The organism is Catenuloplanes nepalensis, from assembly GCF_030811575.1.
In the GTDB taxonomy this organism is placed as follows: domain Bacteria; phylum Actinomycetota; class Actinomycetes; order Mycobacteriales; family Micromonosporaceae; genus Catenuloplanes; species Catenuloplanes nepalensis.
In genome coordinates this window covers 3,378,173-3,402,300 of record NZ_JAUSRA010000001.1, presented here as the reverse complement: position 1 = coordinate 3,402,300, position 24,128 = coordinate 3,378,173, and the positions used below count along the sequence as shown (strand labels likewise).

Here is a 24,128-nt window from a genome sequence, read left to right as displayed (position 1 = left end):
AAACTTACGGCAGACTATTCGTTACGCCGGAGGATTTCCAGTAGCCTGCGGTCGACGGAAGAAAATCCAACGCTGGAGGCCGTCATGACCGCAACAATCACCGAACAGCGGCAGCCCTACACCTACACCCGCCGCACCCTCCACGAACCCGACTGGACCCGCCTCCCCGGCTGGCGACACGTCACCCGCGACCAATGGGAATCCGCCCAATGGCAACGCGCCCACTGCATCAAGAACATCCGCCAGCTCCAGCACGTCCTCGGACCACTCGCCGACGACACCCTCTACGACGACCTCACCGCCGACCAAACCGGCCGCGCCACCATGTCCATGCTGCTCCCACCCCAGATGCTCAACACCATGGACACAACCGACCTGCGCACCGACCCGATCCGCCGCTACATGCTCCCCCTCGCCAGCGAACGACTCCCCGACCACCCGCACACCACCCGCGACTCACTCCACGAACACGACATGTGGGTCGCCGACGGACTCACCCACCGCTACCCCACCAAAGTCCTCGCCGAACTCGTCCCCACCTGCCCGCAATACTGCGGCCACTGCACCCGCATGGACCTCGTCGGCAACGACACCCCCACCGTCACCAAACTCAAACTCGCGCTCAAACCCGCCGACCGGCACGACACCCACATCAACTACCTGCGCACCCACCCCGCCGTGCGCGACGTCGTCGTCTCCGGCGGCGACGTCGCCAACGTCCCCTGGCGACAACTCGAGACCTACCTCATGCGACTCCTCGACCTCGACAGCGTCCGCGACATCCGGCTCGCCACCAAAGCCCTCGCCGGACTCCCCCAGCACTGGCTCCAACCACACATCGTCGAAGGACTCGAACGCGTCGCCCGCACCGCCGCCCGCCGCGGCGTCAACCTCGCACTCCACACCCACATCAACCACACGCACAGCCTCACGCCACTCGTCGCCCGCGCCACACAGACCATCCTCGACATCGGCGTCCGCGACGTCCGCAACCAGGGCGTCCTCCTCCACGGCGTCAACGACACCCCAGAAGACCTACTCGACCTCTGCTTCGCACTCCACGGCGAAGCCGGCATCCTGCCCTACTACTTCTACCTCTGCGACATGATCCCCGGCGCCGAACACTGGCGGCTCCCCGTCCACCACGCACAGACCCTCCAACACGACATCATGGGCTACCTCCCCGGATACGCCACCCCACGCATCGTCTGCGACGTCCCCTACGCCGGAAAACGCTGGGTCCACATGGCCGTCGACTACGACCGCGACCTCGGCATCACACAGTGGACCAAGAACTACCGCACCACACTCACCGGCGACACCATCGACACCCGGCACCGCTACTACGACCCGATCCACACACTCCCGCAAAAAGGCCGCGACCACTGGGCAGCCGCCTGCTAGCGTCCCCGCGCATGCCGATCATCGCCAGCGCCGTCACCCACTGGGCCGACGACCCCTGGACCCGCGGCTCCTGGAGCCTCATCGGACGCCACGGCACCCCAGCCGACCGCGTCACACTCGGCACCCCCATCGAAAACCGGCTCCGACTCGCCGGCGAAGCAACCCACCCGACCCGGGCCGGGATGACACACGGCGCCTACGAACAAGGAATCGCGGCCGCCACCTGGGCCGCCGATCAAGGGCACCGCAACGTCATCGTCGTCGGCGCCGGCATGGCCGGGCTCGCAGCCGCACAGGAACTCACCGGCCGCGGCATCACCACACGCATCCTCGAAGCACGAAACCGGATCGGCGGGCGCACCACCGGAACGGACGTCGGCGGATTCACGTTCGACCTCGGCGCGAACTGGCTCCAGCAGTACGACGACAACCCCCTCGCGCGCCTCGCGGAAAAACTCGCACTCCCGGTCGTACCCACGGAATTCAGCTCCGGATCCGAAGACCTCGAAAGAGAACTGCGCGAACGGCTCGCCGCAGCACCGCCCGGATAACGGTCACGGGACACGGCGCGGGCTGGACATGGCGCCGAGGATACGACGATCCGGACATGATGAGGGCCCGGATTCACCTGTCCGGGCCCCTGTCTCCCATGCGGTTGTCGCGGCACGGGAACGCGGTCGTCAGTGGGGTCAGCGGTGACCGCGGAACGCGTCGCCGACGTGGCGGGCGGCGTCCTTCACGTGCTCGCCGGCCTGGCGGCCCCGGGCGGCGGTCGCCTCGGCGGCGCCCTCGGCCCGCAGACGCGGGTTGTCGGTCGCGTCGCCGGCCTTCTCCTTGGTCTCGCCCTTCAGCTCATCGACCTTGCTCCGGATCTTGTCGGTGAAGCTCATGTCGTACCTCCGGGATCCTCTTTGACCTGCACTTCTGGAGGTCTCCAGTCGTGGTGGTCGCCAAACAAAGTCGGTTTGGGCTGTCGGTGCCGAAGGCACGTTTCGGCTTTCAGAGTCTTGTGGTGCGGAGCACCACGTGTAGGACGTCCTAGGAAGCTAGTTCAATGAGAACGCCCGGGGGCGACGCGGAGGCGGGATCACCCTCGCGGGGCCCGGACACCCGGGGCCCGGACACCCGGGGCCGCGAGGGTGATCCCGCCTCCGCGGGCCGCATTGCAGGGCCTGGGATGCCGGACCGCGTGCGGCCGGAATGCTGGGCCCTGCAACGAAATATCGGGCGCCTTGCGCCCGATATTTCGACTTCTTGGCGCCTTTGGGTGGGCCGGTTACGTTTTCGCCTCCGGCGGGTCTCGGGCTCCGGGGGAGGCGTGGCTTCCGGGGTAGTCAGGCTTCGTTGGCCCGGTTCTTTCGCGTGGTGGGCTGGGTTGGGTTTCGTGTGCCTGGCTGCCCCGTATGCCGTCTTCCAGGACAAGCCGAGCAGATCATCGGCAGGGCCGCCGGCTTTGGTCTGGGTCGGCATGGTCGGCGCCGGGGGCGCCGTCCTTGCCTGGGCTGCGGATCGTTGTGGGTGGCGGCCCTGCCGATGATCTGCATCCCGAGGGGTGGTCGACGGCATACGGGGCAGCAGGCGCCGGCGGCCTGCGCGGCGCGCACGATCAGAGCCGCCCGGCGGCATACGGGGCAGCCAGGCAGTCGTGGTCTGCGCGGCGCGCACGATCGGAAGGTCAACCCGGTCCGGCCGCATACGGGCCAGCCAGGCGCCGGCGGTCCGTGCGGTGCGCACGATCGGAAGACCAAAAGCGGTCCGGCGGCGCCGAAAGTCGATCACGTGTGCCAAATCGTTGTTATCCGGCGCTGTTAACAACGATTTGGCACACGTGATCAGCATCGAGGACCTTCACCACCACCTTTATGGCTATATTTCGGACAGGCCTGCGTAGCGCCGGAAACTTGAGGCTGATTCAGCGCGGGCCACGCTGCGCCCAATGGCGCCTCCTCAGCGGCCACTCACCGGCCCCGTGATCTTCATTGCCGCAGCTCAGCATGAATCTGGGCATCCAGGAAACGCCCTTGTTGTGTCCTGAACGCGAAAGGGTGGAGATATGTAGGAATTTCCTTCTTGTAGCGATGCTGTACGGAAGATGAAGGTTTGGCCCTTCGGAGTCGCCCTGCTGGGGGAGGCTTCAAACCACCTCATGCTGCATTAGCTGAAGACTGTTGTGGTGAACGATGAGGAAAAGGCATCCATTCGAGATTGTCAGGTGGGGGTCGGGAAGGCGAGCGAAAGCGAATCGCTGATGACGTGTCGAAAATTCTAGATGACATCGAAACCGGGGTGTCAATGGAATCCCGGGATGAGTCTGGCGGGGACCAGTTTACTGGCCAGGCGGTGTCCGGCATACAGGCGACGCGAGCCCGGCCTGCGGCTTTCGTACGGAACAGGAGAAGGCGCGTGAGGAAACTACCCGCCGCTCTTTGGCGAGTGAGAGGGAGCGTTCCGGGCGGCCCGAAGCCGTGAGGAACTGAGTACCGTTGCCGATCGCGCTGGCGGACCGACTCGTAGTAGCGACGAAGCCTTTGTAATGAAGGTGGAGCAAAGGGGTCGGGTCGTTCGTGACTGGTTTACTCGATCAACCAGCCTTGGCTGGGAGGAGTCGCGTGGATGAGTTGAAAGCACCGGGCAAGCCGTTCGTGATATCGAAGCGGGCTGTCTGGGAGGCGTACGAGAAGGTGAAAGCGAAAAAGGGTGCGCCGGGAGTGGACGCGGTGTCGCTGAAGGCATTCGACAAGGATCTGAAGAACAACCTTTACAAGATCTGGAATCGACTGTCGTCAGGGACCTATTTTCCACCGCCGGTGCGGGCCGTGGAGATCCCGAAGACCGGGGGAGGCGTCCGAGTTTTAGGCGTGCCCACGGTCGGCGACAGGATCGCTCAAACGGTGGCAGCGCGGGTCATCGAGGCGGAGGTCGAACCGATCTTCCACCCCGACTCGTACGGTTACCGGCCGGGGCGGTCCCCGGTCGACGCGGCAGCGGTGTGCCGTTCACGGTGCTGGAAGAACGACTGGGTGATCGATCTGGACATTCGGAAGTTCTTCGACACGGTCCCGTGGGATCGGCAGATTCAGGCAGTGGAAGCATTCGACTCGACGAGTTCGGCGAAAATCTCGGAGGGCTTCTTCCAATTATGGATCTTACGCGGTCGGTCATTGACTTCGGAAGCGACCATCGCCAAATAGTTCGGATCCGAGGTGATCGGGACGCCTTTCGGGAAGTATTCGCGCAGGATCCGGTTCGCGTTCTCGTTGCTGCCGCGCTGCCAGGGTGAGTGCGGGCGGGCGAAGTAGACCGGCAGCCCGGCGGCGGTGATCCGGGCGTGCTGCGCCATCTCTGAGCCGCAGTCCCAGGTCAACGACCTGGCGATCTGTGGCGGCAGGGTGCCGGCGGCGGCGATGACCGCGTCGCCGACGGTGAGGGAGTCCCGGCCGGTCAGCGGGACCAGGATCACGAACCGCGACGTGCGCTCGACCAGCGTCGCGACCGCCGTCTTCCCGGCCTTGCCGATGACGAGATCGCCCTCCCAGTGGCCCGGGACCTGCCGGTCCTCGGCTTCGGCGGGGCGTTCGTCGAGGTAGCGGGGCTCGCGGATCCGCGGCGCCGGCGCGGGGCGGGGGCCGGAGCGGCGGGCGGTCCGGCCGGTGCGCAGGGCGAGTAGTTCCCGGGCCAGGGTGGAGACCGGCTGGGCGTAGACCCACTGGTAGATCGCCTCGTGTGACACCCGTACAGCCTGATCGTCGCGGTAGTCAGCAGGCAACCGGCCCGCGATCGACGCCGGTGACCAGCCGATCCTCAGCAGCTCCGTCACCACCGTGCGCAGCCGGGGTGACCGGTCGACCGCGTACGCCTTCGGGCGTGACCGGCCGGCCGCCGCCACCTCATCGGCGGTCACGGCCCTGTACTGGGCGCGGCCGCCGTGCCGGGCCACGTCCCGGGAGACCACTGACGGGTTCCGGCTGATCAGCCGGGCGATCTCCTTGTATTGCAGGCCTTCGGCCAGTCCACGGGATATCTCTTCACGATCGGTCAAGGTCAGCATTGCGCGCACAGCGGGCATCCTGTCCCACCGACTCGCCAAGATCAAATGCTACGACCGTCTGAATCTGCCATCTACTGTTGAAAGCGGTCGCCGCGCACACTGATAAGCTGTGGGTCCTGTTGTATGTGGAGCGTTGGTGGCTCTTCGAGGTTAAGCGGGGTTGAGGTGGCCGCGGGATTTTCGGGTGGTGGCGGCGCGGGTGCGTAGGCGTTGGTTTTCGGGGTTGCGGAAGCCGTAGGCGTTGCGGGCGACGGTTTTGATGACGCGGTTGGTGCCCTCGGAGCCGGCGTTGGTGATGCCGGTGTGGAGGAACGCGAGGATCTGCGGCCACCAGGTCTCGATCGTGCGGGCGAGGCGGGTGAGTTCGGGCTGGCCGGAGTCGGCGCAGCGGGTGTAGAAGCGGTGCAGGTGCCGGGTGATGGTTTCGCGGTTCGGGTGGGTGCGGGCCAGGGCGAGGAGGTCGAGGAGGTCTTCCTTGGCGTTCCATGCGGCCAGGATCGGTGTGCTGATCTTGGCTGGCAGGGTGGTGAGGTCGTCGCAGAGTTTGTCGACGCGTTCGGCGCGGAGCCGGCGTGCGGAGCGGGTCAGGCGGTTGCGTAGGTCCCATTCGAGGTCTCCGGCCCGGCCCCGGCGGCCGCGGTGCTGGACGGTGATCCGGCGGCGGACGTCGTTGAGGGCCTGGTGGGCGAGTTGCACGACGTGGAAGTGATCGACGACCAGGATCGCGTGTGGTAGCGCGGTGGTGATCGCGGATTTGAAGATCGTGCACATGTCGATCGCCACGTATCGGACCTGGTCACGCCAATCCTGGCTGCGGGCGGTAAGCCAGTCGATCACGGTCTGGGCGGTCCGGCCCTCGACCTGGCCGAGGAGCCCTTGGCCGCCGGTCAGGTCACACATGCCGACGTGCCACCGGTCCACGCTCGTCTGCCACGCCTGGGTGACCGGGTCGAACTCCCATTTCGGCCGGCCCCGGCGGGTCTCGTCGATCCCCAGCACCTCGACCGGATCGGGCTCGGCGGGCAGCACCGCTGCGGCGTGAGCGGTGAACGCCGCCGCGACGACCGGCCACGACAGTCCGTGATCACGGGCCGATTGCACGACCGTCCGCCCGCCGTCAGCGACTGCGGCCCCGGCCGCGGCGCGGAGCCTGCCGGTCAGTCTCGCCCGGGCCGGGACCTGCCCGACCTGCTCGGTGAACGACACACGCGGACAACTATCGGTCGGGCAGTGCCAGCGGCGTTTACGCCACCGCAACCGCACCGTCCGGCCGGCGACCGGCAGATCCCGCGGCCGGGTCGTGACCCACGCCTTCACCCGCACCGCCTCCTGACCGCAGTCCGGGCAGCAACGCGCCTGCTCACACCCAGTGGACAAGACCACCACCGGCACACCAGCGGCATCCAGCTCGACCCGATCGACGACCAGGCCGTCAAGGCCCAGCAGCCGGGTCGTATCGTTGACCATGCTCGCAGCTCTTCACTTGTGACTATCCGATCTAGACACTCAGATGATCACCGACGAGCTGCGAGCCCGCTACGTCCGGGTCGCCGTCAACACCGCACCCCGCTCAACTTCGAAGAGCCGCGTTGGTTGAAAGCGCCACTGCAACTACCCGACGGCACTCTGCAGGAACGAGATCGCGGAACCCCACAAGGATCCGCAGTTTCACCTGTTCTGGCTAATCTGTTTCTCCACTATGCGTTCGACATGTGGATGGCCCGCATGTTTCCGGCGGTTCGGTTCGAGCGCTATGTGGATGACGTGGTGGTGCATTGCGTCAGTGAACGCCAGGCTCGGTATGTGCTGGCGGAGATCACGAAACGGATGACCCAGGTAGGGCTGGAGTTGCATCCGGAGAAGACCCGGATAGTTTACTGCCAGGACGACAACCGGCGTGGCTCGTACGAACACACCGAATTTGTCTTCCTCGGCTACGGCTTCCGGCGACGCTCGGCGCGGTCAAGGGAAGGGGCGATGTTCTTGTCGTTCCTGCCGGCGATCAGTAAACAAGCCCTGAAGAGGATCAGTGCCGAGGTGCGGTCGTGGCGGCTGCACCATCGCACAAGCCTGACCGAGAAGGACCTCGCCGATTGGATAAACCCGATCGTCCGGGGTTGGATGAACCATTACGGGGCGTTCTATCGATCTGCCCTATATCCCCTCCTGGAACGCATCAACGCCTACCTGCTGCGGTGGGTCCGCCGGAAGTACAAACGGTTGCGGGGTAGCAGGAAAGCCCGGACGTCCTGGAACAATGCCGTCCGGAAACGACCGCGTGCCTTCGCCCACTGGGCGTGGGTCACGCACGCCCCTACGGTCTGGTGACCAGAGCGACAAGAGCCGTATAACGGGAGACTGTTACGTACGGTTCTGTGAGGGCCCGGGGGTGAGATTCCCCCGGGCTACTCGGCGCGCTGCGCCTCCCGCGCTACGCGACCTCCCCAGAATGCTTTCCTCCTCTGCACCGCGTGGCGGAGGTCAGTGAGCGCGACGGGCCGCACACCCCCTAGGGCGTCCTAGGAGGCTAGTTGGAAGCTGGATCTGGTTGACTTGGGGGCATGGCGGAGATCGTTCTCGTACGGCACGGGCAGACCGAGTGGAGCGTGTCCGGGCGGCACACCGGGCGCACCGACATCCCCCTCACGGCCGAGGGCGAGGAGCAGGCGCGCGCGATCGGTGAGAAGCTCAAGGGGCGGGAGTTCGCGGCGGTGCTGTCCAGCCCGCGGGTGCGGGCGCTGCGGACCGCGGAGCTGGCCGGCCTCGAGGTGACCGAGGTCGACGAGGACCTGTCCGAGTGGGACTACGGCGACTACGAGGGGATCACCACGCCGGAGATCCGCAAGACGGACCCGGACTGGTACCTCTGGGACGACGGCGTGCCCGGCGGCGAGTCACCGGAGCAGATCGGCGCCCGCATCGACCGGGTGCTGGCCAGGGCGCGCGAGCACCTGGCGCGGGACCGCGACGTGGCGCTGGTGGCGCACGGTCACGCGCTGCGCGTGGTGGGCGCGCGGTGGATCGAGGAGCCGGTGCGGGTGGGTGGGCGGCTGCGGCTGGACACCGCGACGCTGTGCCGGCTCGGGTTCGAGCACGCCCGGCCGGTCATTCTGGAGTGGAACTCGCGCTGACCGTCGGCGGACGTCCCTCGTACGGCGTGGAGAGCACGACCGTGGTGCGGGTGGTCACGTTGGCGGCGGTGCGGATCTGCTGCAGCAGCCGCTCCAGCTCGCCGGGGCTGGCCACCCGGACCAGCAGCATGTAGAAGTCCTCCCCCGCCACCGAGTAGCACGACTCGATCTCGGGCAGGTGGGCGAGCTTCTCCGGTGCGTCGTCCGGCTGGGACGGATCGAACGGCCGGATCGCCACGAACGCGGTGAGCTTCAGGTCGATCGCCTCGTAGGAGACCCGCGCGGTGTAGCCCCTGATCACGCCGCGCTGCTCCAGCCGGCGCACCCGCTGGTGCACGGCCGACACCGACAGGCCGACGCGTTCCGCGAGGTCCGTGTACGACAGCCGCCCGTCCGCGGTCAGCGCCGTCACGATCGCCCGGTCGATCTCCTCCACGCGAAGAACCTACCGCGCTAACCCACGGTGCCGTCATTCGGGGATGTCGTCACGGACGGTGCCGGCGACGAGGACGGTGCGGGCAGCGCACCGGCGCCCGTCTCAAGAAGCGCGGCCCGCAGCATCTCCGCGCCGGCCTTCAGCCGTTCGGTGTAGTAGACGCGGTTCCACGGCTCCCAGGCGACCTCGTCGAGCGGTTCGAGCTTGCCGTCCGCGGCCAGGCGGACGCGTACCCCCGTCGTGGTCCTGGTGGTCGCCACGTTCCCGTCCGGGACCAGGACCTGAAGCGAGGACGGGTCGGCGAAGCCGGCGAACGCCCACGGGATGCGCATGGTCAGCGTGCCGTCGTCGGTGAGCCGCCACAGGTTGCGCTGGTCCGCGTTCGGCGCGGCCGGGTCCCACACGCCGTGGTCGAGGCGGCCCACGTCGAAGATCTCGGCCGGCAGCTTCCGGCCGCTGGACGGCACGGTCAGGTCCCGGTTGATGACCAGCTGGTAGCGCTGCCAGCCGTTGACCGGCGCGGCGCGCAGACCGGGCGGCACCTGGTAGTCCAGCGGCATCGGGTCGAGCTGCTCACGCACCCACACCTGTCCGGTCAGCTTCACCAGGTCGAGCTGGATCGCCAGGTCGGCGCCGGAGTCGGTGGAGCCGGGCGGCGGGCTGCCGGCGATCTCCGGGATCACGTCCAGGCCCAGCGTGAGCGCCTTCGGCGCGGGCTTCGCCAGACCGAGACCCAGCGAGAGGTACGACTCGTCGACCGCCGCCACCGCGCGCGTCGCGATCGGCGAGTCCGGCGCGTCCAGCACCTGCTGCGGCCAGCCCTCCGGCGCCCCGGTCGGATCGGTCGCGATGATCCCGAAGTACTGCTCGTTGGTGAGCGGGTCGTGCCACAGCTGCCGCCGGTCCGCGGGCAGCTGGTGCGCGATCGTGTTCCAGGTGAACTTGAACCACTCGTCGGTCCAGCCGAACAGGAAGCCGCCGGCCATCCCGGTGCCGCGGATGACGCGCAACAGGTCCGCGTTGATCGCCATCGCCTCGCGCTCGCCGTGGTCGCCCTGACCGCGGCCGAGCGGTCCCGCGTGCGCGGTGCCGAGGCTCGACGGTACGCCGAACTCGGTCACCATCACCGGCATGCCCGCGTGGTGCCGGCGCAGCGCGGTCAGGTACCCGGCGTACGAGTCCGGCCGCCCGTTGTAGATCGCCCGCTGCAGCGCCGGCTCGTGGCGCTGGAAGTCCGGGTAGTACGGGTACGCGTGGTAGCTGGCGAACGTGCCGCCGGGCCAGTTCTCCGTGGCCCGCACGTGGTTCGCGTCCACGCCGGCCAGGTCCTCCTGCGGCAGCGGCTCCTCCGGGTGGCGCAGCGGGTCGGTGGTCGGCCAGTTCACGAACGCGATCGGCGCGCTGCGCCCGCGCGCGGCCTCGGCGGAGGCGAGGTCGTCCATCCGGGTCGCCAGCCACCGTTCGGTCGGGGACGCGTCCGCCGTGGCCTCGAAGTACCGGCCCCGGAAGACCGGGCGTCGCGCGTTCTTGCGGTCCGACTCGTGCACGCCGTTCGGGTCCCACTCCACGCCGATGATCCACGTGGACAGCCACGGGCTGACGTCGGCGGTCCAGGTGCCGGACGAGCGCCCGCGCTGCGGATCCCGGACGAGCGTGCCGGAGACGGCCGCGGAGGCGTCCTTCAGCTCCCGGACGAACGCCGTGGCGACCTCGGTGTCGTACAGGTCGAGCTTCTCCACGTAGCTCTCGTCCGGCAGGTAGACGCCCTGGCTCAGGTAGAGCGGCCGGTCCGGGTACTTCCGGTTGTGCGCGGCCAGCTCCTGGTAGAACGTGGGCGGGTGGATCGTGTAGATCCGGACGACGCGGATGCCCATCCGGTCCATCGCGGCGAACCACGCCCGGTAGTCCTCCACGGTGACCGCCAGCTCACCGGGCTGGTGGCCGGGCGTGGTCGAGCCGAGGTTCACACCGGGCAGGAACGTCTTGCCGCCGGACTTCGTGTGCAGCAGGAACTGCTCGCCCATCGACTGGGCCGCGACCTTCAGCCCGTTCGGGGCGATCATGCGGTTCGTGGCCCAGCTCGGCGCGTCCGCGTCCGGCGCGGGCAGGCCGGTCACGCCGTCGATCCGGCTGGTGAACTCCGCGGCCGGTGCGGCCGGCGGGGTCTCGTCCGCGAGCACCTGGTGCACGCCGAACGCGCCGAGCGCGATCACCGCGCCCATGCCGACGAGCCACCGCCAGCGCTTGTTGCCCGCGGGCTGGATCGGGTGGTGTCGGCCCGGCGCACGATGGGATCCCGTCACCCGCTCATCTTGTCGCCGTATTCGCTTTTGTCCGGGCGTTTCCGGGAAGTTGGTTAATGGTCCGTCACCGCGTGCGGCACGTAGGGCGCCTCGAGGGCCGCGATCTCCGCCGGCGTGAGCGAGACGCCGAGCGCCGCCACCGCGTCCTCGATGTGCGCGGTGCGGGACGCGCCCACGATCGGCGCGGTCACCACCGGATTGCTGAGCACCCACGCCAGCGCGACCTGTGCCGGCGGCAGGTTGCGCGCGTCCGCGATCCGACGCAGTTCCTCCGCCACGACCAGGTCCGCGTCCGTGTAGAGGCTGCGGGCGATCGCGTCCGTGCGGGCCCGGGTGGTGTGCGCGCCCTCGCGGGTGCGCGAGCCGGCCAGCAGCCCGCGGGCCAGCGGGCTCCACGGGATCACGCCGACGCCCTGGTCCGCGCAGAGCGGCAGCATCTCCCGCTCCTCCTCGCGGTAGACCAGGTTGTACTGCGGCTGCATCGAGACGAACCGGGTCCAGCCGTTGACGTCCGCGACGTGCTGGGCCTTGGCGAACTGCCAGGCGAACATGGACGACGCGCCGATGTAGCGGGCCTTGCCGGCGCGCACCACGTCGTGCAGCGCCTCCATGGTCTCCTCGATCGGGGTCTCGGCGTCCCACCGGTGGATCTGGTAGAGGTCGACGTGGTCGGTGCCGAGCCGGCGCAGCGAGTCGTCGATCGAGGAGAGGATGTGCTTGCGGGACAGGCCCCGGTCGTTCGGGCCGTCGCCCATCGGGTGGTAGACCTTGGTCGCCACCACGTAGTCGTCGCGGCGGTGGAAGAACGCGCGCAGCAGCCGGCCGGTGACCTCCTCGCTGCCACCCACCGAGTACATGTCCGCGGTGTCGAAGAACGTGACGCCGAGTTCGACCGCGCGCCGCACGATCGGCTTGCCGGCCTCGGCGTCCAGCACCCACTCGCGCCAGGACGGCGAGCCGTAGGTCATCATGCCGAGACAGATCCGGGACACCTTCAGGCCGGTGCTGCCGAGCCGCACATACTCCATGATCTGGAGGTTACTCGACCGTACGCCCTAACGACCGTTAACCTTGGCCGATGTGGATCCCACCCTCCGACGAGGCCCGCGACCTGCTCGGTCTCGTCGAAGAGATCGCCGACGGTGAGCTGACGCCGCAGACCGCGGCCGCGCACGAGGCGCGCGGCGAGTTCCCCCGCGAGATCGTCCGCACGCTCGGCCGCGCCGGGCTGCTCGGACTCCCCTACCCGGCCGAGCTCGGCGGCGCGGACCAGCCGTACGAGGTGTACCTGCGCGTGCTGGAGCGGCTCGCGTACCGGTGGCTGACCGTGGCCGAGGCGGTCAGCGTGCACACGCTCTCCTGCTACCCGGCCGCGCTCCACGGCGACGACCGGCTGCGCAAGCTCGTCCCGGACATGGTCGGCGGCGAGTTGCTCGGTGCGTACTGCCTGTCCGAACCGGCCGGCGGCTCCGACGCGGCCGCGCTCACCACTCGCGCCGTCCGCGACGGCGACCACTACGTCGTCGACGGCACCAAGGCCTGGATCACGCACGCGGGCAGCGCCGACTTCTACAACGTCTTCGCCCGGACCGGCGAGCCCGGCGCCCGCGGCATCTCCTGCCTGCTGCTCGACGCCACCACCCCCGGCCTGGAGCCGCAGCCCCGGGAACGCCTGATGGGGCTGCACGCCGGCGCGCCCGCCCAGGTCGTGCTCAGCGGCGCCCGGGTCCCCACGGAACGCCTCGTCGGCGCGGAGGGCCAGGGCTTCCGGATCGCGATGTCCGCGCTCGACGCCGGCCGCCTCGGCATCGCCGCATGCGCGATCGGACTCGCCCAGGCCGCGCTCGACCACGCGGTCTCCTACGCGCGCGAACGCACCCAGTTCGGCTCGCGGATCATCGACTTCCAGGGCCTCGGCTTCATGCTCGCGGACGCGGCCACCGGCATCAGCGCGGCCCGGGCACTGCTCTACACCGCGGCCCGCCTCCGCGACGCCGGCCTGCCGTTCAGCATCGAGGCCGCGCAGGCCAAGCTCTTCGCCACCGACACCGCCATGCGCGTCACCACGGACGCGGTCCAGATCCTCGGCGGCGCCGGCTACGTGACGGACCACCCGGTCGAGCGCTGGTTCCGCGAGGCGAAACTCCTCCAGATCGTCGAGGGCACCAACCAGATCCAACGCATGGTCATCGCCCGTTCCCTGGCAAAGCCCGCATAGCAGATCGAGCGCGTCGTCACACCCGCTTACTCGCAAAGCCCGCATAGCAGATCGAGCCCGTCGTCATCACCCGCTTACTGGCAAAGCCCGCATAACAGATCAAGATCTAGATCTTCCCGCTTCCGGCGTGGTGCAGCCCGCATGCTCCCGCGGGCCAACCGCGCCGAGGGCTCCGACTCCGCTAGCGCTCCGCTCCGCCCGCGGCGGCGGAGCCGGTTGGGCGGTTGGCCAGGAGAAACTCACGCGATGCCCGCCGCTGCTCACGTCGCGCCTCGCGCCTCGCGGTCCCGGCGCCCATCCATGGAGGCTTATTCAGCGCCGCCCTCGTCAGACCGCGCGGCCTGCGGCAACGCGCTGCCGGTTCGCTGCTCTGAATAACCCTCATGAAGGGTTATTCAGCGTGTAGCGCGCCGACAGCGCTGGCCTGCGGCGACGCGGCGGCGGCTCAGCCCTGCTGCATACGCCTCATGATCGAGGCGTCATTCGCATCGTTAGAAACGACGTGGATGACGCCTCGATCATGAGGGTGGTACCCGCCGCAATCCGGGGGCCACTTTCTCAGCGGGTCACGTTTCCAGCGGGGCTGGACTCCCGTCCGTGATCGGGGCGTCCCCGGAGTCGTTCCAGCGACCTCGGGGACGTCCCGATCATGGGGTTGGGGCCTTGTGGTGGGAACTTGGCCACCCACGGAACTGGCAGGGAGGAGCGCCAGCGACGACCGGTGCCCGCGGGAGCACTCGGAAGGCGCCCACGCCGGAAGCGGGAAGATCAAGAATTTGATCTTCGGTTGGATCCGCCGGAAGGACCGCACCGGGAGGTCGGCGCGGCGCGGCTCAGGCCAGCAGCGCGATGAAGCGAGTGACGTCGATGTTGCCGCCGGACAGGATGATGCCGGTGCGGCGCGTGGGCGGGACCCGGGAGTGCAGGAGCGCGGCGAGGCCGGTGGCGCCGTTCGGTTCGAGGACCAGCTTCAGCCGGTCGAAGGCGAAGCGCATGGCGTCGCGGATCTCGTCGTCGGTGACCAGCACGACGTCGTCGACCAGCCGGCGGTTGATCTCAAAGGTGAGCGCGCCGGGCGTGTCCGCGGCCATCCCGTCCGCGATCGTGCGCGGCACCGGGATCCGGACCCGCTCACCGGCCCGCAGCGAGCGCAGCGTGTCGTCGCCCGCGGCCGGCTCGACGCCGACCACCCGGACGTCCGGCAGCATCGCCTTCGCGATCGTGGCGCAGCCGGCGATCAGGCCACCGCCGCCGATCGGGACCAGCAGCGTGTCGATCGGCCCGGCGTCCTCGATCAGCTCCAGCGCCGCCGTGCCCTGCCCGGCCATCACGTGCGGGTGGTCGTAGGGCGGGATCAGCGTCAACCCCCGGTCGGCCGCGAGCGCCTCGCCGAGCGCGACCCGATCCTGCGTATAGCGATCGTAGGTGTGGATCTCGGCGCCGTAACCGAGGACCGCGTCACGCTTGGACGCGGGCGTGTCCGCCGGCATCAGCACCACCGCGCGGGCGCCCAGCTCGCGTGCGGCCAGCGCGACCGCCTGCGCGTGGTTCCCGGACGAGTACGCCGCGATGCCGCGGGACAGCTCCTCCGGCGTGCGGCGGGAGATCGCGTTGAACGCGCCGCGGAACTTGAACGCGCCGACCCGCTGCGCGTTCTCGCACTTCAGGAACGCTTCCGTCCCGGTGCGCGCGTTCAGGGTCCTGGAGACCACCACGGGGGTACGGTGGGCGACTCCGGCGAGACGGCCCGCCGCGTCGCGGACATCGGCGGCATTCACTGCGCCATTCTGTCACGGAACGCCTGCTTCCGGCGCTCCCGTTCCTCCCGGTCGCGGCGCCGCCACTCGTCCATGCCCGCCTCGGAGCGGGCCCGGACCTCACCGGCCGGATCCCAGTCCAGCCCGGCCGCCGCGGCCGCGGCCACCACCTGGTCCAGCGCCACGCCCATCCGCCGCAGCCGGGCGATCATCTCCAGCGAGTCGTCCGGCATCGGCACCCGGGCCGGGCGGCCGCTGTCGTCGTCGACCGCGGCCCACAGCCGGTCCCCGACCCGCTCGAAGCGCAGCCCGGACGCGCGCCGCGGCGGCCCGGCCGTAGCCAGCAGGACCAGCCCGTCCGCGTCGTCGTCGGCCGGGTCGACGCGGAAGCCGGCCTCGGTCAGCACCGTCGAGTACCAGACGTCGGAGCGCAGCCGGACCTCCCGGTCGAAGCGCAGCTCCGTGCCGTCCGCGAGCCGGTAACCGGCCCGGTAGCGGATCCGGTCGCCGTCCACCCGGGCATCCTCACGCCACGCGGCCGCACCGTCCGCCAGCCGCCGGTACGACGCCGCGCGCGTCCACCCGGTCCAGTCCCGCGCCCGGTACCGCCGGGCGTCGAACGCGAGCCGCCCGCCCGGCCGCAGCGCACGCCGGGCCGCCGCGAACGTGGCGATCAGCTCCCGGTCGTCGGTGATCTCCGAGACCACGCCGCCGGCCAGCACGACCAGGTCGAACGCGGTCTCCGGCAGCGCGCGGGCATCCCCGTGCAGCCAGCTGACCAGCGCGCCGATCGGCCGGCGCCGGGCCAGGTCGAGCATCGCCCGGGACGGATCGGCCGCGGTGACCCGATGCCCGCGCCGGGCCAGCTCCGCCGCGAGCCGCCCGGTGCCGCAGCCGACGTCCGCCACCGACACCGCCGGCAGCTGCGCCGCCAGGTCGACGTAGAAGGGGTGTTCGGGCGGGTTCGGGTGCAGCGCGTCCTGCAGCGCCACGATCCGGGGATCCGTGTGCTCCTCGGACGTGGCGCTCATCGGCCCAGTCTAGGTTCGCGGTCCGGCGACGTACTCCGGCGGTACGGCGTCGGTCAGCCAGACCCCGTTCGCGCTGCGGAAGAAGGAGTGCCCGTCGGCCGCCATCCGCGCCGCCTCGACCGTCAGCACGACCGGCCGGCCGTGCCGGGTGCCGACCCTGTGCGCGGTGTCCGGGTCGGCCGAGAGGTGCACGTGGTGCCGGCGGCCCTTGATGAGACCCTGCTCGCGGATCGCCGCGAGGTTGCGGTCGGCGGTTCCGTGATAGAGCGTCTCCGGCGGCTCCTGGGCCTCGTAGCCGAGGTCGACGGTGACAGAGTGGCCCTGGTTGGCGCGGATCCGGTCCCCCTCGATCGTGAACCGCCTCTTGTCGTTCTCGTCGACGACGCGGGTGAGCTGGTCGCGGGTGAGAGGGAGCCCGTGGCGGGCGAGGGCGTCCAGGAGCGTGGGGACGGCGACCCAGCCGTCCGCGGTGAGCGTGATGCCGACACTCTCCGGCCGGTGCCGGAGAACGAGGGAAAGTCGTTTGCTGATGCGTCTCATGTCCATTACCCGCTCAGGATATCGGCGTCGGCCAGCGAATATCTCCGGCCGTTCAGCGGGGTCGCGGCGGTGTCCTTCCGGTGCCGATGCCTGACGCGTTTCCCCGGCAGGGAGGCGCGGCGCCGGGGCCGGCCGCGCTTCTCCGGCCGGATGCGGCGGTCAGCTCCAGCGGTCGTCTCGCCATCGGCGGGCGCGCACGGCCGCGCGGAGTGCCGGCCACAGGCGCAGCCGCCGGCCGTGGTCCACGGCCGCGAGCACCTCGGCCAGTTCGCGCCGCTCCCCCGGCGGCACCAGCGTGACCACGATCAGCAGCGGAAGGGTCGCCGCGGCCAGCTCGACCACGAGGAAGAACACGACCACCACCGCCACCACGATGAACGCCACGAACGTCGCCATCGGTCAGCCCCCGGATCTCGCTCGATCAGCCGCTGATCGCCGCGGCGAGCACGAGGATCAGCGCGAGGCCCATCGCGAACGCGACCACGATCGTCGCCCTCATCACCTCGACGACCACCCCCACGGGCTCCAGCGCCCGCCGCAGCGACCTCATGGCCACGACCAGACAGAGTGCCGCGAATACCAAGTACAACGCCGGGTGCTCGGGAATCGCTAAAGAACTGCCGATCATCACTCCCCCACTCCCTCGGATCTACTCAATGACTCCGAGTGTGTATTCACCGGCGGTGAATAGACAACGCCGATGCAGATTACGAAACTTCTCGCATGCATAAGCGCAGCTCAGCCGGTCCACTGTTAGCCAGATGGCATGCAGCCAGGTCGCTGAAGGGCAGTTACCGTTATGGAATTTGCATAACACGCCGAACATTCCGGCATTGTTGATTCACGTCACGTGAATGATGATTGAATAGCTCTCGTGACGAACACGACTGACAGGGCCATCGACGCTCTCGTTCCGGCAGCGACGCAGCCGCACACTCAACTCCGCGTCCTGGCTGCCACGGCGTGCGGGTCGAGCAGCTGCCCGACGGTTTACGAGAGTGGTCCCGGCACGGTGGTGGTGCAGGGTTACATCGTCCCGGCCGCCAGCGCCGGGATCGACGTGCCTGAAGGCGAGATGCTTGTGGAGATTCCCACTCACCTGATGATCGAAGCTCTTGAGAAGATGTCCTGACCGACCTCTATAGATCGCGGCACGGAGGGAGCATCGTTGACCACCAACCACGATGCCCCTGCGGGCCGCGACGAGCCGGTGGGCGCCGTGCTGGCGAGATTGCGTCGCGAGCGGAGGCTCTCCGGCGCGACACTCGCGGCTCAGGTAGGCATGAGCCAGCCGAAGATCTCCCGCCTCGAGCGAGGCGTGGGCTCACCGGATCCCCGCGACGTGGAAGTGGTGGCGCGTGCACTCGGCGCGGACGAAGAGCTAGTCCGGGAGCTGGTTCAGCGGACCGTCTATACCCAGAATCGGATCATGGACTGGCGACTGGCGCCCGACAACCTCGCCAGCCGCCAGGAGATCGTCGCCGATTGGGAGACCGCCTCTGAAATCAAGCGCGAGCTGGCGGTGACCGTGCTTCCTGGGCTGTTGCAGACCAGCGAATACGCCAGGGCCGTCCTGATCGCGCTCGACCCCCTCATTCGCAGCGGCGAGCACCCGAATGCCGAACGCACCATCCTGGCCGCGGTTGCCGCCCGGCTCAAGCGGCAGGAGATTTTGGCGGATCCGGCGAGACGGCTGCACGCGGTGATCGCGGAGATCGCGTTGCGGGGGCCGATGTGCACGCCGACGGAGATGCTGGCACAGCTCGCGCATCTACGGGAGATGGCCGCGCTGTCGAACGTGACCGTCGAGATCATCCCGGATGACGCGGACATGCCGGTGCCGTTCCTGCACGGCTTCATGATCTTCGACGATCAACTGCTTCTGATCGACGTCTACAACACCGGGCTCGTCTCCCGGGGCGAGAAGGACATCGCCTTCTACCGGCGGGTCTTCGACGCGGTCGCGGCCTACGCCACGGACGACATCACGCCGATCCTGGACCGGCACACCCGCCGCTGCCTCGAGCGCATCCACCGCGAGCTGGACTGAACCGTCCGCCTGCCTCATCGGCCGAACAGGCCGGTGAGGGCGTCCGGGAAGAGGCGGCGCCAGTTGACGTAGTCGTGGCCGCCCAGGTATTCGCGGTAGTCGAGGGGGTAGCCCTTGGCCAGCAGGACGTCTCGCAGGCGCCGGTTGACGTCCACCTGGGGTGCCGCGCCGGCCGGGCCCGGCCCGGTCTCCCGGTCGCCGACGTCGAGGTAGAGGCGCAGGTCGGCGCGGGGCCGGGTGGCGTACTGCCGGGTCAGCCACTCCGGCTCGCCGGCCGGGCCGGCCCGCCAGAAGCTGCCGGAGTGTGACAGCGCGCGGCCGAACACGTCCGGTGCGGCCAGCGCGATGTGCGCGGCGGTCAGCCCGCCGAGCGACGCACCGGCCAGCCCGGCCCGCGCCGGGTCCGTGGTCACGCCGTACTCCGTGCGCGCCCACGGGATCAGCTCGCGCGCGACGAACTCGGTGTACTCCGGCGTGCTGCCGAGTTCCCGGTCCCGGCGCGCGTCCTCGATGTGCACGTAGAGCACCACGGCCGGCGGGATCCGCCCGGCCGCGACGAGCCGGTCGACCAGCTCGGGGACGCACAGCACGGCCTGCGCGAGGTGCCCGTCGAAGACCACCAGCACGTTCGCGCCCCGGATGGGCTCGTGCGCGGGACGGTGCACCGTGACGCGACGGACTCCGCCGAGCGCGGCACTGGGCACCTCGACCTGCTCGCGCGGGCCGGCCGGGACCGGCGGGCCGGACAGCCAGGGCTCGGGCGGCGCGTCCGGCAGCTCCAGCAGCGAGGCGAACCCGTCCCGGTCGGTCGGGTCGCCCGGGTCGCGCGGGAACGCGACCGTGCGCGGGTTGAGCGGGTCGATGTGGGTCACGCCGGTGCCGGACGCGGTCTGCGGCGAGCCGGCGGCACCGTGGCCGAGGTAGTAGAGCGTGCGCAGGCGGGACGGGAGTGCCACGGTCGCGTGCCACAGGTCGGTGCCGGGCACCCGCGCCAGCGTGGCCTCGACGCCCCAGCAGACCGTGGCGGCCGCGGCCTCGCCGCGCCAGACGAACGTCACCAGCGACGTGCCGTCCGGGCCGGCCGAGATCAACGGCCCGCCCGCGGCCCGTGCCGCGTGCCAGAGGCGTTCCGCCGCCTCGGGCGCACCCTCTCGCACCTGTGCCAGCAGCGCGCCGATCCGTTCGTCGATCATGAAGCCACTCCCCGGGTCGCTCCTCACGGATCACTGTGGTAGATCCGACCGCTGGGAGTCACGGGGTGGACACGCTTTGTTGCGGGGTTGTCATCGACGCGAACCGTGTGTGACCGATCGTCGTGACCGCTTCTCCCCCGGGCCGCCCAGGTGGCGCCCGCGATTCGGCGCATCGAGGCATTGACATGGGTGTTGACGGCGGTGCCGGCGACGGCCGACACTTCCGGCGTGGTCGCCATCAATCGCGCGCTCGTGCCGCTGCTGTCCCTGCTACTGCTCGCCGTCCCTGTCCCGGCCTCCGCCGCGCCCGGCTCCGGGCCACTGCTGCACTACCGGCTGACCGAGACCACGTCCGGCACCGTGGCGGTGGACTCGTCCGGCCACGGCCGGCACGGCACCGTGGCCGGCGCCGCGGGCTGGACCGGCGCGCAGGGGCTGACGTTCGACGGCACCAGCACGTTCGTGTCGGCGCCCGCGAACCTGATGGCCGGGCTGGACGCGATCACCGTCTCGTTCGACGTGAAGGTCGACCCGGCCCAGGCCACGCCCTACTTTCTGTACGGTTTCGGCAACACCAGCGGCGCGAACGGCAACGGTTACCTCTTCGCGACCGGTGACCACCTGCGCACCGCGATCACGACCGGCAACTGGTCCGGCGAGCAGAACACCCAGCGGTCCACCAGGCTGGCCCGCGGCGTGTGGAAGCACCTGACCTACACGCAGGCGGACGGCGTCGGCGTGCTCTACGAGGACGGTGCCGAGATCGGGCGGAACACCGCGGTCACGGTCACGCCGGGCGCGATCGGCGGCGGCAGCACCTCGGCGAACCATCTGGGTCGCTCGCTCTACGCCGCGGACAAGCTGCTCCGGGGCGCGATGCGGGACTTCCGCGTCTACGATCGGGCGCTGGAACCGGCGGAGGTGGCGGAGCTGGCACGGCCGTTCAACGAGGAGTTGGTCGCGGGCGCGCTCACGCTCGGCGACACCACCGGCCTCACCGCGGATCTGGCGCTGCCGGCCACGAACGCGCTCGGCGCGACCGTGGCCTGGACCAGCGGCGACCCGTCCGTGATCAGCGACCGCGGCGTGATCACCCGGCCGGCGCCCGGCGCACCGCCCGGGCGCGCGGTGCTGACCGCGGTGATCGGCGCGGGCCCGGTGTCGCGCACGGCCAGGTTCCGGGTGAGCGTGAAGCCGCTGCCGCGTGACCGGGCCGCCGTGGCCGAGGCGACCGCCGCGATCACGCTGCACGACCTGGACGCGGTGCGCGGCGACCTGACACTGCCGCAGGCCGGGCTCTACGGCACCACGATCTCCTGGCGGTCGTCCGACCCGAGGGTGATCACGCCGTCCGGTGAGGTGCACCGCGGCCGGCACACCGCACGCGTGAGGCTGACCGCCACGGTCACCCGCGGCGAGGCGCGGGCCCGGCGCACGTTCACCGCGACCGTGCTGCCCCGGCCGCGGCCGGAGCCGTTCGCCGGTTATCTGTTCAGCTACTTCACCGGCGAGGGTACGGCCGACGGCGAGCAGGTCCACTTCGCACTCAGCCGGGGCGACGACCCGCTGCACTGGGACGAACTGAACGGCGGCGCGCCCGTGCTCACCTCCACGCTGGGTGAGAAGGGCCTGCGCGACCCGTTCATCATCCGCTCGCCGGAGGGCGACAAGTTCTATCAGATCGCCACCGACCTGCGGATCTACGGCAACGGCGACTGGGACGCGGCGCAGCGCCACGGCAGCCGTTCGATCATGGTGTGGGAGTCGGTGGATCTGGTGCACTGGACCGACCAGCGCCTGGTCCAGGTGTCGCCGGAGACCGCGGGCAACACCTGGGCGCCGGAGGCCTACTACGACACCACACTCGGGGCGTACGTGGTGTTCTGGGCGTCGAAGCTCTACGCGCCCGGCGATCCGCAGCACACCGGCGACTCGTACAACCGGATGATGTTCGCGACCACCCGCGACTTCCACACGTTCAGCGAGCCGCGGGTGTGGAAGGACCCCGGCTACTCCGTCATCGACTCGACCGTGATCAAGGACGGGGACACGTACTACCGGTTCACCAAGGACGAGCGGAACCCCGGCTCGTCCAACCCGTGCAGCAAGTTCATCATCGCGGAGCGCTCGGCCACGCTGCTGGACACGGAGTGGGACTTCATCGCCGAGTGCATCGGCAGCGGCGCGCTGGCCCGCGGCGAGGGCCCGCTGGTGTTCAAGTCCAACACCGAGCGGAAGTGGTACCTGTTCGTCGACGAGTTCGGCGGGCGCGGCTACGTGCCGTTCGAGACCACCGATCTGGCCTCCGGCGTGTGGACCGTGTCGCCGGACTACGCGCTGCCGTCCCGGCCCCGGCACGGCACGGTGCTGCCGGTGACCGCGGCGGAGCACGCGGCGCTGCGTGCCGCGTACTCTCCCGGATCATGAGCGATCCCGTGCTGCCCGGATTCACCGCCGACCCGCACCTCGTCGTCTACGGCGACACGTACTGGCTGTACCCGACCACGGACGGCTTCGACGACTGGTCCGGCACCCGGTTCCGCGCCTACTCCTCCACCGACCTGACCCGGTGGACCGACCACGGCGTGATCCTCGACCTGGCCACGGACATCAGCTGGGGCGACGCGTACGCGTGGGCGCCGGCCGCGATCGAGAAGAACGGGCGCTACTACCTGTACTTCTGCGCGGAGAAGGCGATCGGCGTCGCGGTCGCGGACTCCCCGGCCGGGCCGTTCCGGGACGCGCTCGGCAAGCCGCTGATCGCGGCGGACGCGTACCCGCATCAGATGATCGACCCGATGGTGCTCACCGACGGCGACGGCCGGTCGTACCTCTACTGGGGACAGGGGGCGAGCTATCAGGTGCCGCTGCACGACGACATGGTCTCGTTCGACCCGGACCAGGTGCGCGTCTACACGCCGGAGGGCTACAACGAGGCGTCGTTCGTGATCGAGCGGGACGGCGTCTACTACCTGATGTGGTCGGAGAACGACACGCGCAGCGCGGACTACCGGGTCGCCTACGCCGTCTCCGGTCACCCGCTCGGCCCGTGGAGCGACCGGCGCGGCGTCATCCTCGCCAAGGACGAGGCGCGCGGCATCCTCGGCACCGGCCATCACTCGGTGGCCCGCGCGCCCGGCACCGACGACTGGTACATCGCCTACCACCGGTTCGCGATCCCGGGCGGCGACGGCACCCACCGCGAGACCGCCATCGACCGCCTGCACTTCACCGACGACGGCGCGATCGTTCCGGTGTTCTAGAGCCTGTATCGACGTGGCAGACGGGCTGCGGCGCGGCCCTCACGTCGATACAGGCTCTAACCGACGATCATCCAGGCGGTGAGCCCGGCCGCCACGGCCAGCAGGACACCGCCCACGATCAGAACCTTCCGGCGGTACGCCGCGTACCGCCCACGGACCTCACGCGGATCGCCCTCCGCCGTGCCGTCCGCCCAGCCGCCCCGGATCAGGCGCCGCGTCCCGTCCGGCTCGACCAGCAGGGTGCCGGTCACGATCATCGCGGTGGCCGGCCGCACGATGTGCTCGGCCACCGCGAACGGCCGCCGGTCGCCGTCGCGCTCGCGGCCGTTGTCCTGATAGGACCGTTCGATCATCGGTGCCCGCAGCGCGAACAGCCCCTGCCGGGCCAGCTCCGCCGACACCTCGACCCGCGCCCCGCCGTGGAGGATCCCGAGGTCGCCCTCGCCGCGCTCGACATCGGTGCGCCAGTCGACGTAACCACCGCCGGGCTCGCGGTGCCCGCGGCGCACGGTCTCCTCGTGCCACGCGGCCGGCAGCCGCGACCACGGCGCCACCCGCCCGTTGTCCGCCGCCGTGGTCCCGCCCACGGTCACCGGGCTGCCGTCCTTCACCCCGGACAGCTGGTCGGCCTGCAGCACCGGCCGGCGCCGCAGCCGCAGCCACCGCAGCCACGACCGGCCCCACAGCAGCGCGGCCACCCCCACCCCGACCCACGCCACCACGACAAGCCCGATCACCCTGACAGCATGCCGCG

Annotated in this window: 23 protein-coding genes; 10 read left to right on the top strand and 13 right to left on the bottom strand. The window is 69.9% G+C overall.

The genetic code is table 11. The features are described from left to right. Positions 1-45: 45 nt before the first annotated feature. A complete protein-coding gene (locus tag J2S43_RS14525) occupies positions 46-1,404 on the top strand; it encodes a KamA family radical SAM protein (protein WP_370881757.1) in 1,359 nt (452 codons plus the stop codon). Positions 1,405-1,415: 11 nt separating this feature from the next. Beyond that, on the top strand, positions 1,416-1,955 hold the full coding sequence (locus J2S43_RS14520; RefSeq protein WP_306829554.1) for an FAD-dependent oxidoreductase: 540 nt from the start codon (positions 1,416-1,418) through the stop codon (positions 1,953-1,955). A 138-nt stretch (positions 1,956-2,093) separates the two neighbouring features. On the opposite strand, the gene J2S43_RS14515 is transcribed toward J2S43_RS14520, so the two are convergent. Further along, entirely contained in the window at positions 2,094-2,294 is a 201-nt protein-coding gene (locus tag J2S43_RS14515; RefSeq protein ID WP_306829553.1) for a CsbD family protein, read from the bottom strand. Between the two features lie 1,719 nt (positions 2,295-4,013). Here J2S43_RS14515 and J2S43_RS14510 point away from each other — a divergent pair. Then, positions 4,014-4,595: a reverse transcriptase domain-containing protein gene (locus J2S43_RS14510; RefSeq protein WP_306829552.1), complete on the top strand. Its 582-nt coding sequence runs from the start codon at positions 4,014-4,016 to the stop codon at positions 4,593-4,595. Here the strand turns inward: J2S43_RS14510 and J2S43_RS14505 are convergent. Both J2S43_RS14505 and J2S43_RS14500 read right to left on the bottom strand, forming a co-directional pair. Further along, a complete protein-coding gene (locus J2S43_RS14505; RefSeq protein ID WP_442320033.1) occupies positions 4,481-5,452 on the bottom strand; it encodes an IS30 family transposase in 972 nt (323 codons plus the stop codon). The two genes, J2S43_RS14510 and J2S43_RS14505, sit on opposite strands and share 115 nt — an antisense overlap. Before the next feature lie 150 nt (positions 5,453-5,602). Continuing rightward, on the bottom strand, positions 5,603-6,919 hold the full coding sequence (locus J2S43_RS14500; protein ID WP_306826563.1) for an ISL3 family transposase: 1,317 nt from the start codon (positions 6,917-6,919) through the stop codon (positions 5,603-5,605). Positions 6,920-7,045: 126 nt separating this feature from the next. Between J2S43_RS14500 and J2S43_RS14495 the strand changes: the two genes are divergently transcribed. Next, on the top strand, positions 7,046-7,780 hold the full coding sequence (locus tag J2S43_RS14495; RefSeq protein ID WP_306829550.1) for a reverse transcriptase domain-containing protein: 735 nt from the start codon (positions 7,046-7,048) through the stop codon (positions 7,778-7,780). A 233-nt stretch (positions 7,781-8,013) separates the two neighbouring features. After that, positions 8,014-8,583, top strand: coding sequence for a histidine phosphatase family protein (locus J2S43_RS14490; protein ID WP_306829549.1), 570 nt, complete (start codon positions 8,014-8,016; stop codon positions 8,581-8,583). On the opposite strand, the gene J2S43_RS14485 is transcribed toward J2S43_RS14490, so the two are convergent. The 3 genes from J2S43_RS14485 to J2S43_RS14475 are packed head-to-tail and all read right to left on the bottom strand — an operon-like array spanning position 8,558 to position 12,350. After that, positions 8,558-9,019, bottom strand: coding sequence for an Lrp/AsnC family transcriptional regulator (locus J2S43_RS14485; RefSeq protein ID WP_306829548.1), 462 nt, complete (start codon positions 9,017-9,019; stop codon positions 8,558-8,560). The genes J2S43_RS14490 and J2S43_RS14485 overlap by 26 nt on opposite strands. Before the next feature lie 17 nt (positions 9,020-9,036). Further along, positions 9,037-11,322, bottom strand: coding sequence for a hypothetical protein (locus J2S43_RS14480; protein ID WP_306829547.1), 2,286 nt, complete (start codon positions 11,320-11,322; stop codon positions 9,037-9,039). Between the two features lie 53 nt (positions 11,323-11,375). Further along, positions 11,376-12,350, bottom strand: a complete 975-nt coding sequence (locus tag J2S43_RS14475; RefSeq protein ID WP_306829546.1) for an aldo/keto reductase — start codon at positions 12,348-12,350, stop codon at positions 11,376-11,378. Between the two features lie 50 nt (positions 12,351-12,400). Here J2S43_RS14475 and J2S43_RS14470 point away from each other — a divergent pair, with 50 nt between their 5' ends. Beyond that, positions 12,401-13,540 carry an acyl-CoA dehydrogenase family protein gene (locus tag J2S43_RS14470; RefSeq protein ID WP_306829545.1) on the top strand — a complete coding sequence of 380 codons (1,140 nt, stop codon included), beginning with the start codon at positions 12,401-12,403 and terminating at the stop codon, positions 13,538-13,540. A gap of 833 nt (positions 13,541-14,373) precedes the next feature. On the opposite strand, the gene J2S43_RS14465 is transcribed toward J2S43_RS14470, so the two are convergent. The 5 genes from J2S43_RS14465 to J2S43_RS14445 all read right to left on the bottom strand — a co-directional run bounded on the left by J2S43_RS14465 (position 14,374) and on the right by J2S43_RS14445 (position 17,418). Further along, positions 14,374-15,318, bottom strand: a complete 945-nt coding sequence (locus J2S43_RS14465; protein ID WP_306829544.1) for a pyridoxal-phosphate dependent enzyme — start codon at positions 15,316-15,318, stop codon at positions 14,374-14,376. Next, positions 15,315-16,328: a class I SAM-dependent methyltransferase gene (locus J2S43_RS14460; RefSeq protein ID WP_306829543.1), complete on the bottom strand. Its 1,014-nt coding sequence runs from the start codon at positions 16,326-16,328 to the stop codon at positions 15,315-15,317. The genes J2S43_RS14465 and J2S43_RS14460 overlap by 4 nt, the downstream gene beginning before the upstream one ends. A 9-nt stretch (positions 16,329-16,337) precedes the next feature. After that, positions 16,338-16,874 carry an RNA 2'-phosphotransferase gene (locus J2S43_RS14455; protein ID WP_306829542.1) on the bottom strand — a complete coding sequence of 179 codons (537 nt, stop codon included), beginning with the start codon at positions 16,872-16,874 and terminating at the stop codon, positions 16,338-16,340. Between the two features lie 153 nt (positions 16,875-17,027). Then, a complete protein-coding gene (locus tag J2S43_RS14450; RefSeq protein WP_306829541.1) occupies positions 17,028-17,264 on the bottom strand; it encodes a hypothetical protein in 237 nt (78 codons plus the stop codon). A gap of 25 nt (positions 17,265-17,289) precedes the next feature. Then, complete coding sequence (locus tag J2S43_RS14445; protein ID WP_306829540.1) at positions 17,290-17,418, bottom strand: hypothetical protein; 129 nt, start codon at positions 17,416-17,418, stop codon at positions 17,290-17,292. Between the two features lie 324 nt (positions 17,419-17,742). On the opposite strand from J2S43_RS14445, the gene J2S43_RS14440 reads away from it, so the two are divergent. Then, positions 17,743-18,000, top strand: a complete 258-nt coding sequence (locus J2S43_RS14440) for a hypothetical protein (protein ID WP_306829539.1) — start codon at positions 17,743-17,745, stop codon at positions 17,998-18,000. A 36-nt stretch (positions 18,001-18,036) separates the two neighbouring features. Further along, a complete protein-coding gene (locus J2S43_RS14435) occupies positions 18,037-18,918 on the top strand; it encodes a helix-turn-helix domain-containing protein (protein ID WP_306829538.1) in 882 nt (293 codons plus the stop codon). Positions 18,919-18,932: 14 nt separating this feature from the next. On the opposite strand, the gene J2S43_RS14430 is transcribed toward J2S43_RS14435, so the two are convergent. Continuing rightward, the gene (locus tag J2S43_RS14430; RefSeq protein ID WP_306829537.1) at positions 18,933-20,111 is read right to left on the bottom strand and encodes an alpha/beta hydrolase; all 1,179 of its coding nucleotides are present in this window, start codon (positions 20,109-20,111) and stop codon (positions 18,933-18,935) included. A 228-nt stretch (positions 20,112-20,339) separates the two neighbouring features. Between J2S43_RS14430 and J2S43_RS14425 the strand changes: the two genes are divergently transcribed. Beyond that, positions 20,340-22,538: an immunoglobulin-like domain-containing protein gene (locus tag J2S43_RS14425; RefSeq protein WP_306829536.1), complete on the top strand. Its 2,199-nt coding sequence runs from the start codon at positions 20,340-20,342 to the stop codon at positions 22,536-22,538. Then, entirely contained in the window at positions 22,535-23,374 is an 840-nt protein-coding gene (locus tag J2S43_RS14420) for a family 43 glycosylhydrolase (protein WP_306829535.1), read from the top strand. Before J2S43_RS14425 ends, J2S43_RS14420 begins: the two co-directional genes overlap by 4 nt. A 56-nt stretch (positions 23,375-23,430) precedes the next feature. Here J2S43_RS14420 and J2S43_RS14415 read toward each other — a convergent pair whose 3' ends face one another. Then, a complete protein-coding gene (locus J2S43_RS14415; RefSeq protein WP_306829534.1) occupies positions 23,431-24,111 on the bottom strand; it encodes a hypothetical protein in 681 nt (226 codons plus the stop codon). Positions 24,112-24,128 lie beyond the last annotated feature (17 nt).

Coding starts and splice junctions, on each gene's coding strand:
- J2S43_RS14520 (WP_306829554.1), top strand. CDS start 1,416: ATGCCGATCATCGCCAGCGCCGTCACCCACTGGGCCGACGACCCCTGG.
- J2S43_RS14515 (WP_306829553.1), bottom strand. CDS start 2,294: ATGAGCTTCACCGACAAGATCCGGAGCAAGGTCGATGAGCTGAAGGGC.
- J2S43_RS14505 (WP_442320033.1), bottom strand. CDS start 5,452: ATGCTGACCTTGACCGATCGTGAAGAGATATCCCGTGGACTGGCCGAA.
- J2S43_RS14500 (WP_306826563.1), bottom strand. CDS start 6,919: ATGGTCAACGATACGACCCGGCTGCTGGGCCTTGACGGCCTGGTCGTC.
- J2S43_RS14490 (WP_306829549.1), top strand. CDS start 8,014: ATGGCGGAGATCGTTCTCGTACGGCACGGGCAGACCGAGTGGAGCGTG.
- J2S43_RS14475 (WP_306829546.1), bottom strand. CDS start 12,350: ATGGAGTATGTGCGGCTCGGCAGCACCGGCCTGAAGGTGTCCCGGATC.
- J2S43_RS14470 (WP_306829545.1), top strand. CDS start 12,401: ATGTGGATCCCACCCTCCGACGAGGCCCGCGACCTGCTCGGTCTCGTC.
- J2S43_RS14460 (WP_306829543.1), bottom strand. CDS start 16,328: ATGAGCGCCACGTCCGAGGAGCACACGGATCCCCGGATCGTGGCGCTG.
- J2S43_RS14455 (WP_306829542.1), bottom strand. CDS start 16,874: ATGGACATGAGACGCATCAGCAAACGACTTTCCCTCGTTCTCCGGCAC.
- J2S43_RS14450 (WP_306829541.1), bottom strand. CDS start 17,264: ATGGCGACGTTCGTGGCGTTCATCGTGGTGGCGGTGGTGGTCGTGTTC.
- J2S43_RS14445 (WP_306829540.1), bottom strand. CDS start 17,418: ATGAGGTCGCTGCGGCGGGCGCTGGAGCCCGTGGGGGTGGTCGTCGAG.
- J2S43_RS14430 (WP_306829537.1), bottom strand. CDS start 20,111: ATGATCGACGAACGGATCGGCGCGCTGCTGGCACAGGTGCGAGAGGGT.
- J2S43_RS14420 (WP_306829535.1), top strand. CDS start 22,535: ATGAGCGATCCCGTGCTGCCCGGATTCACCGCCGACCCGCACCTCGTC.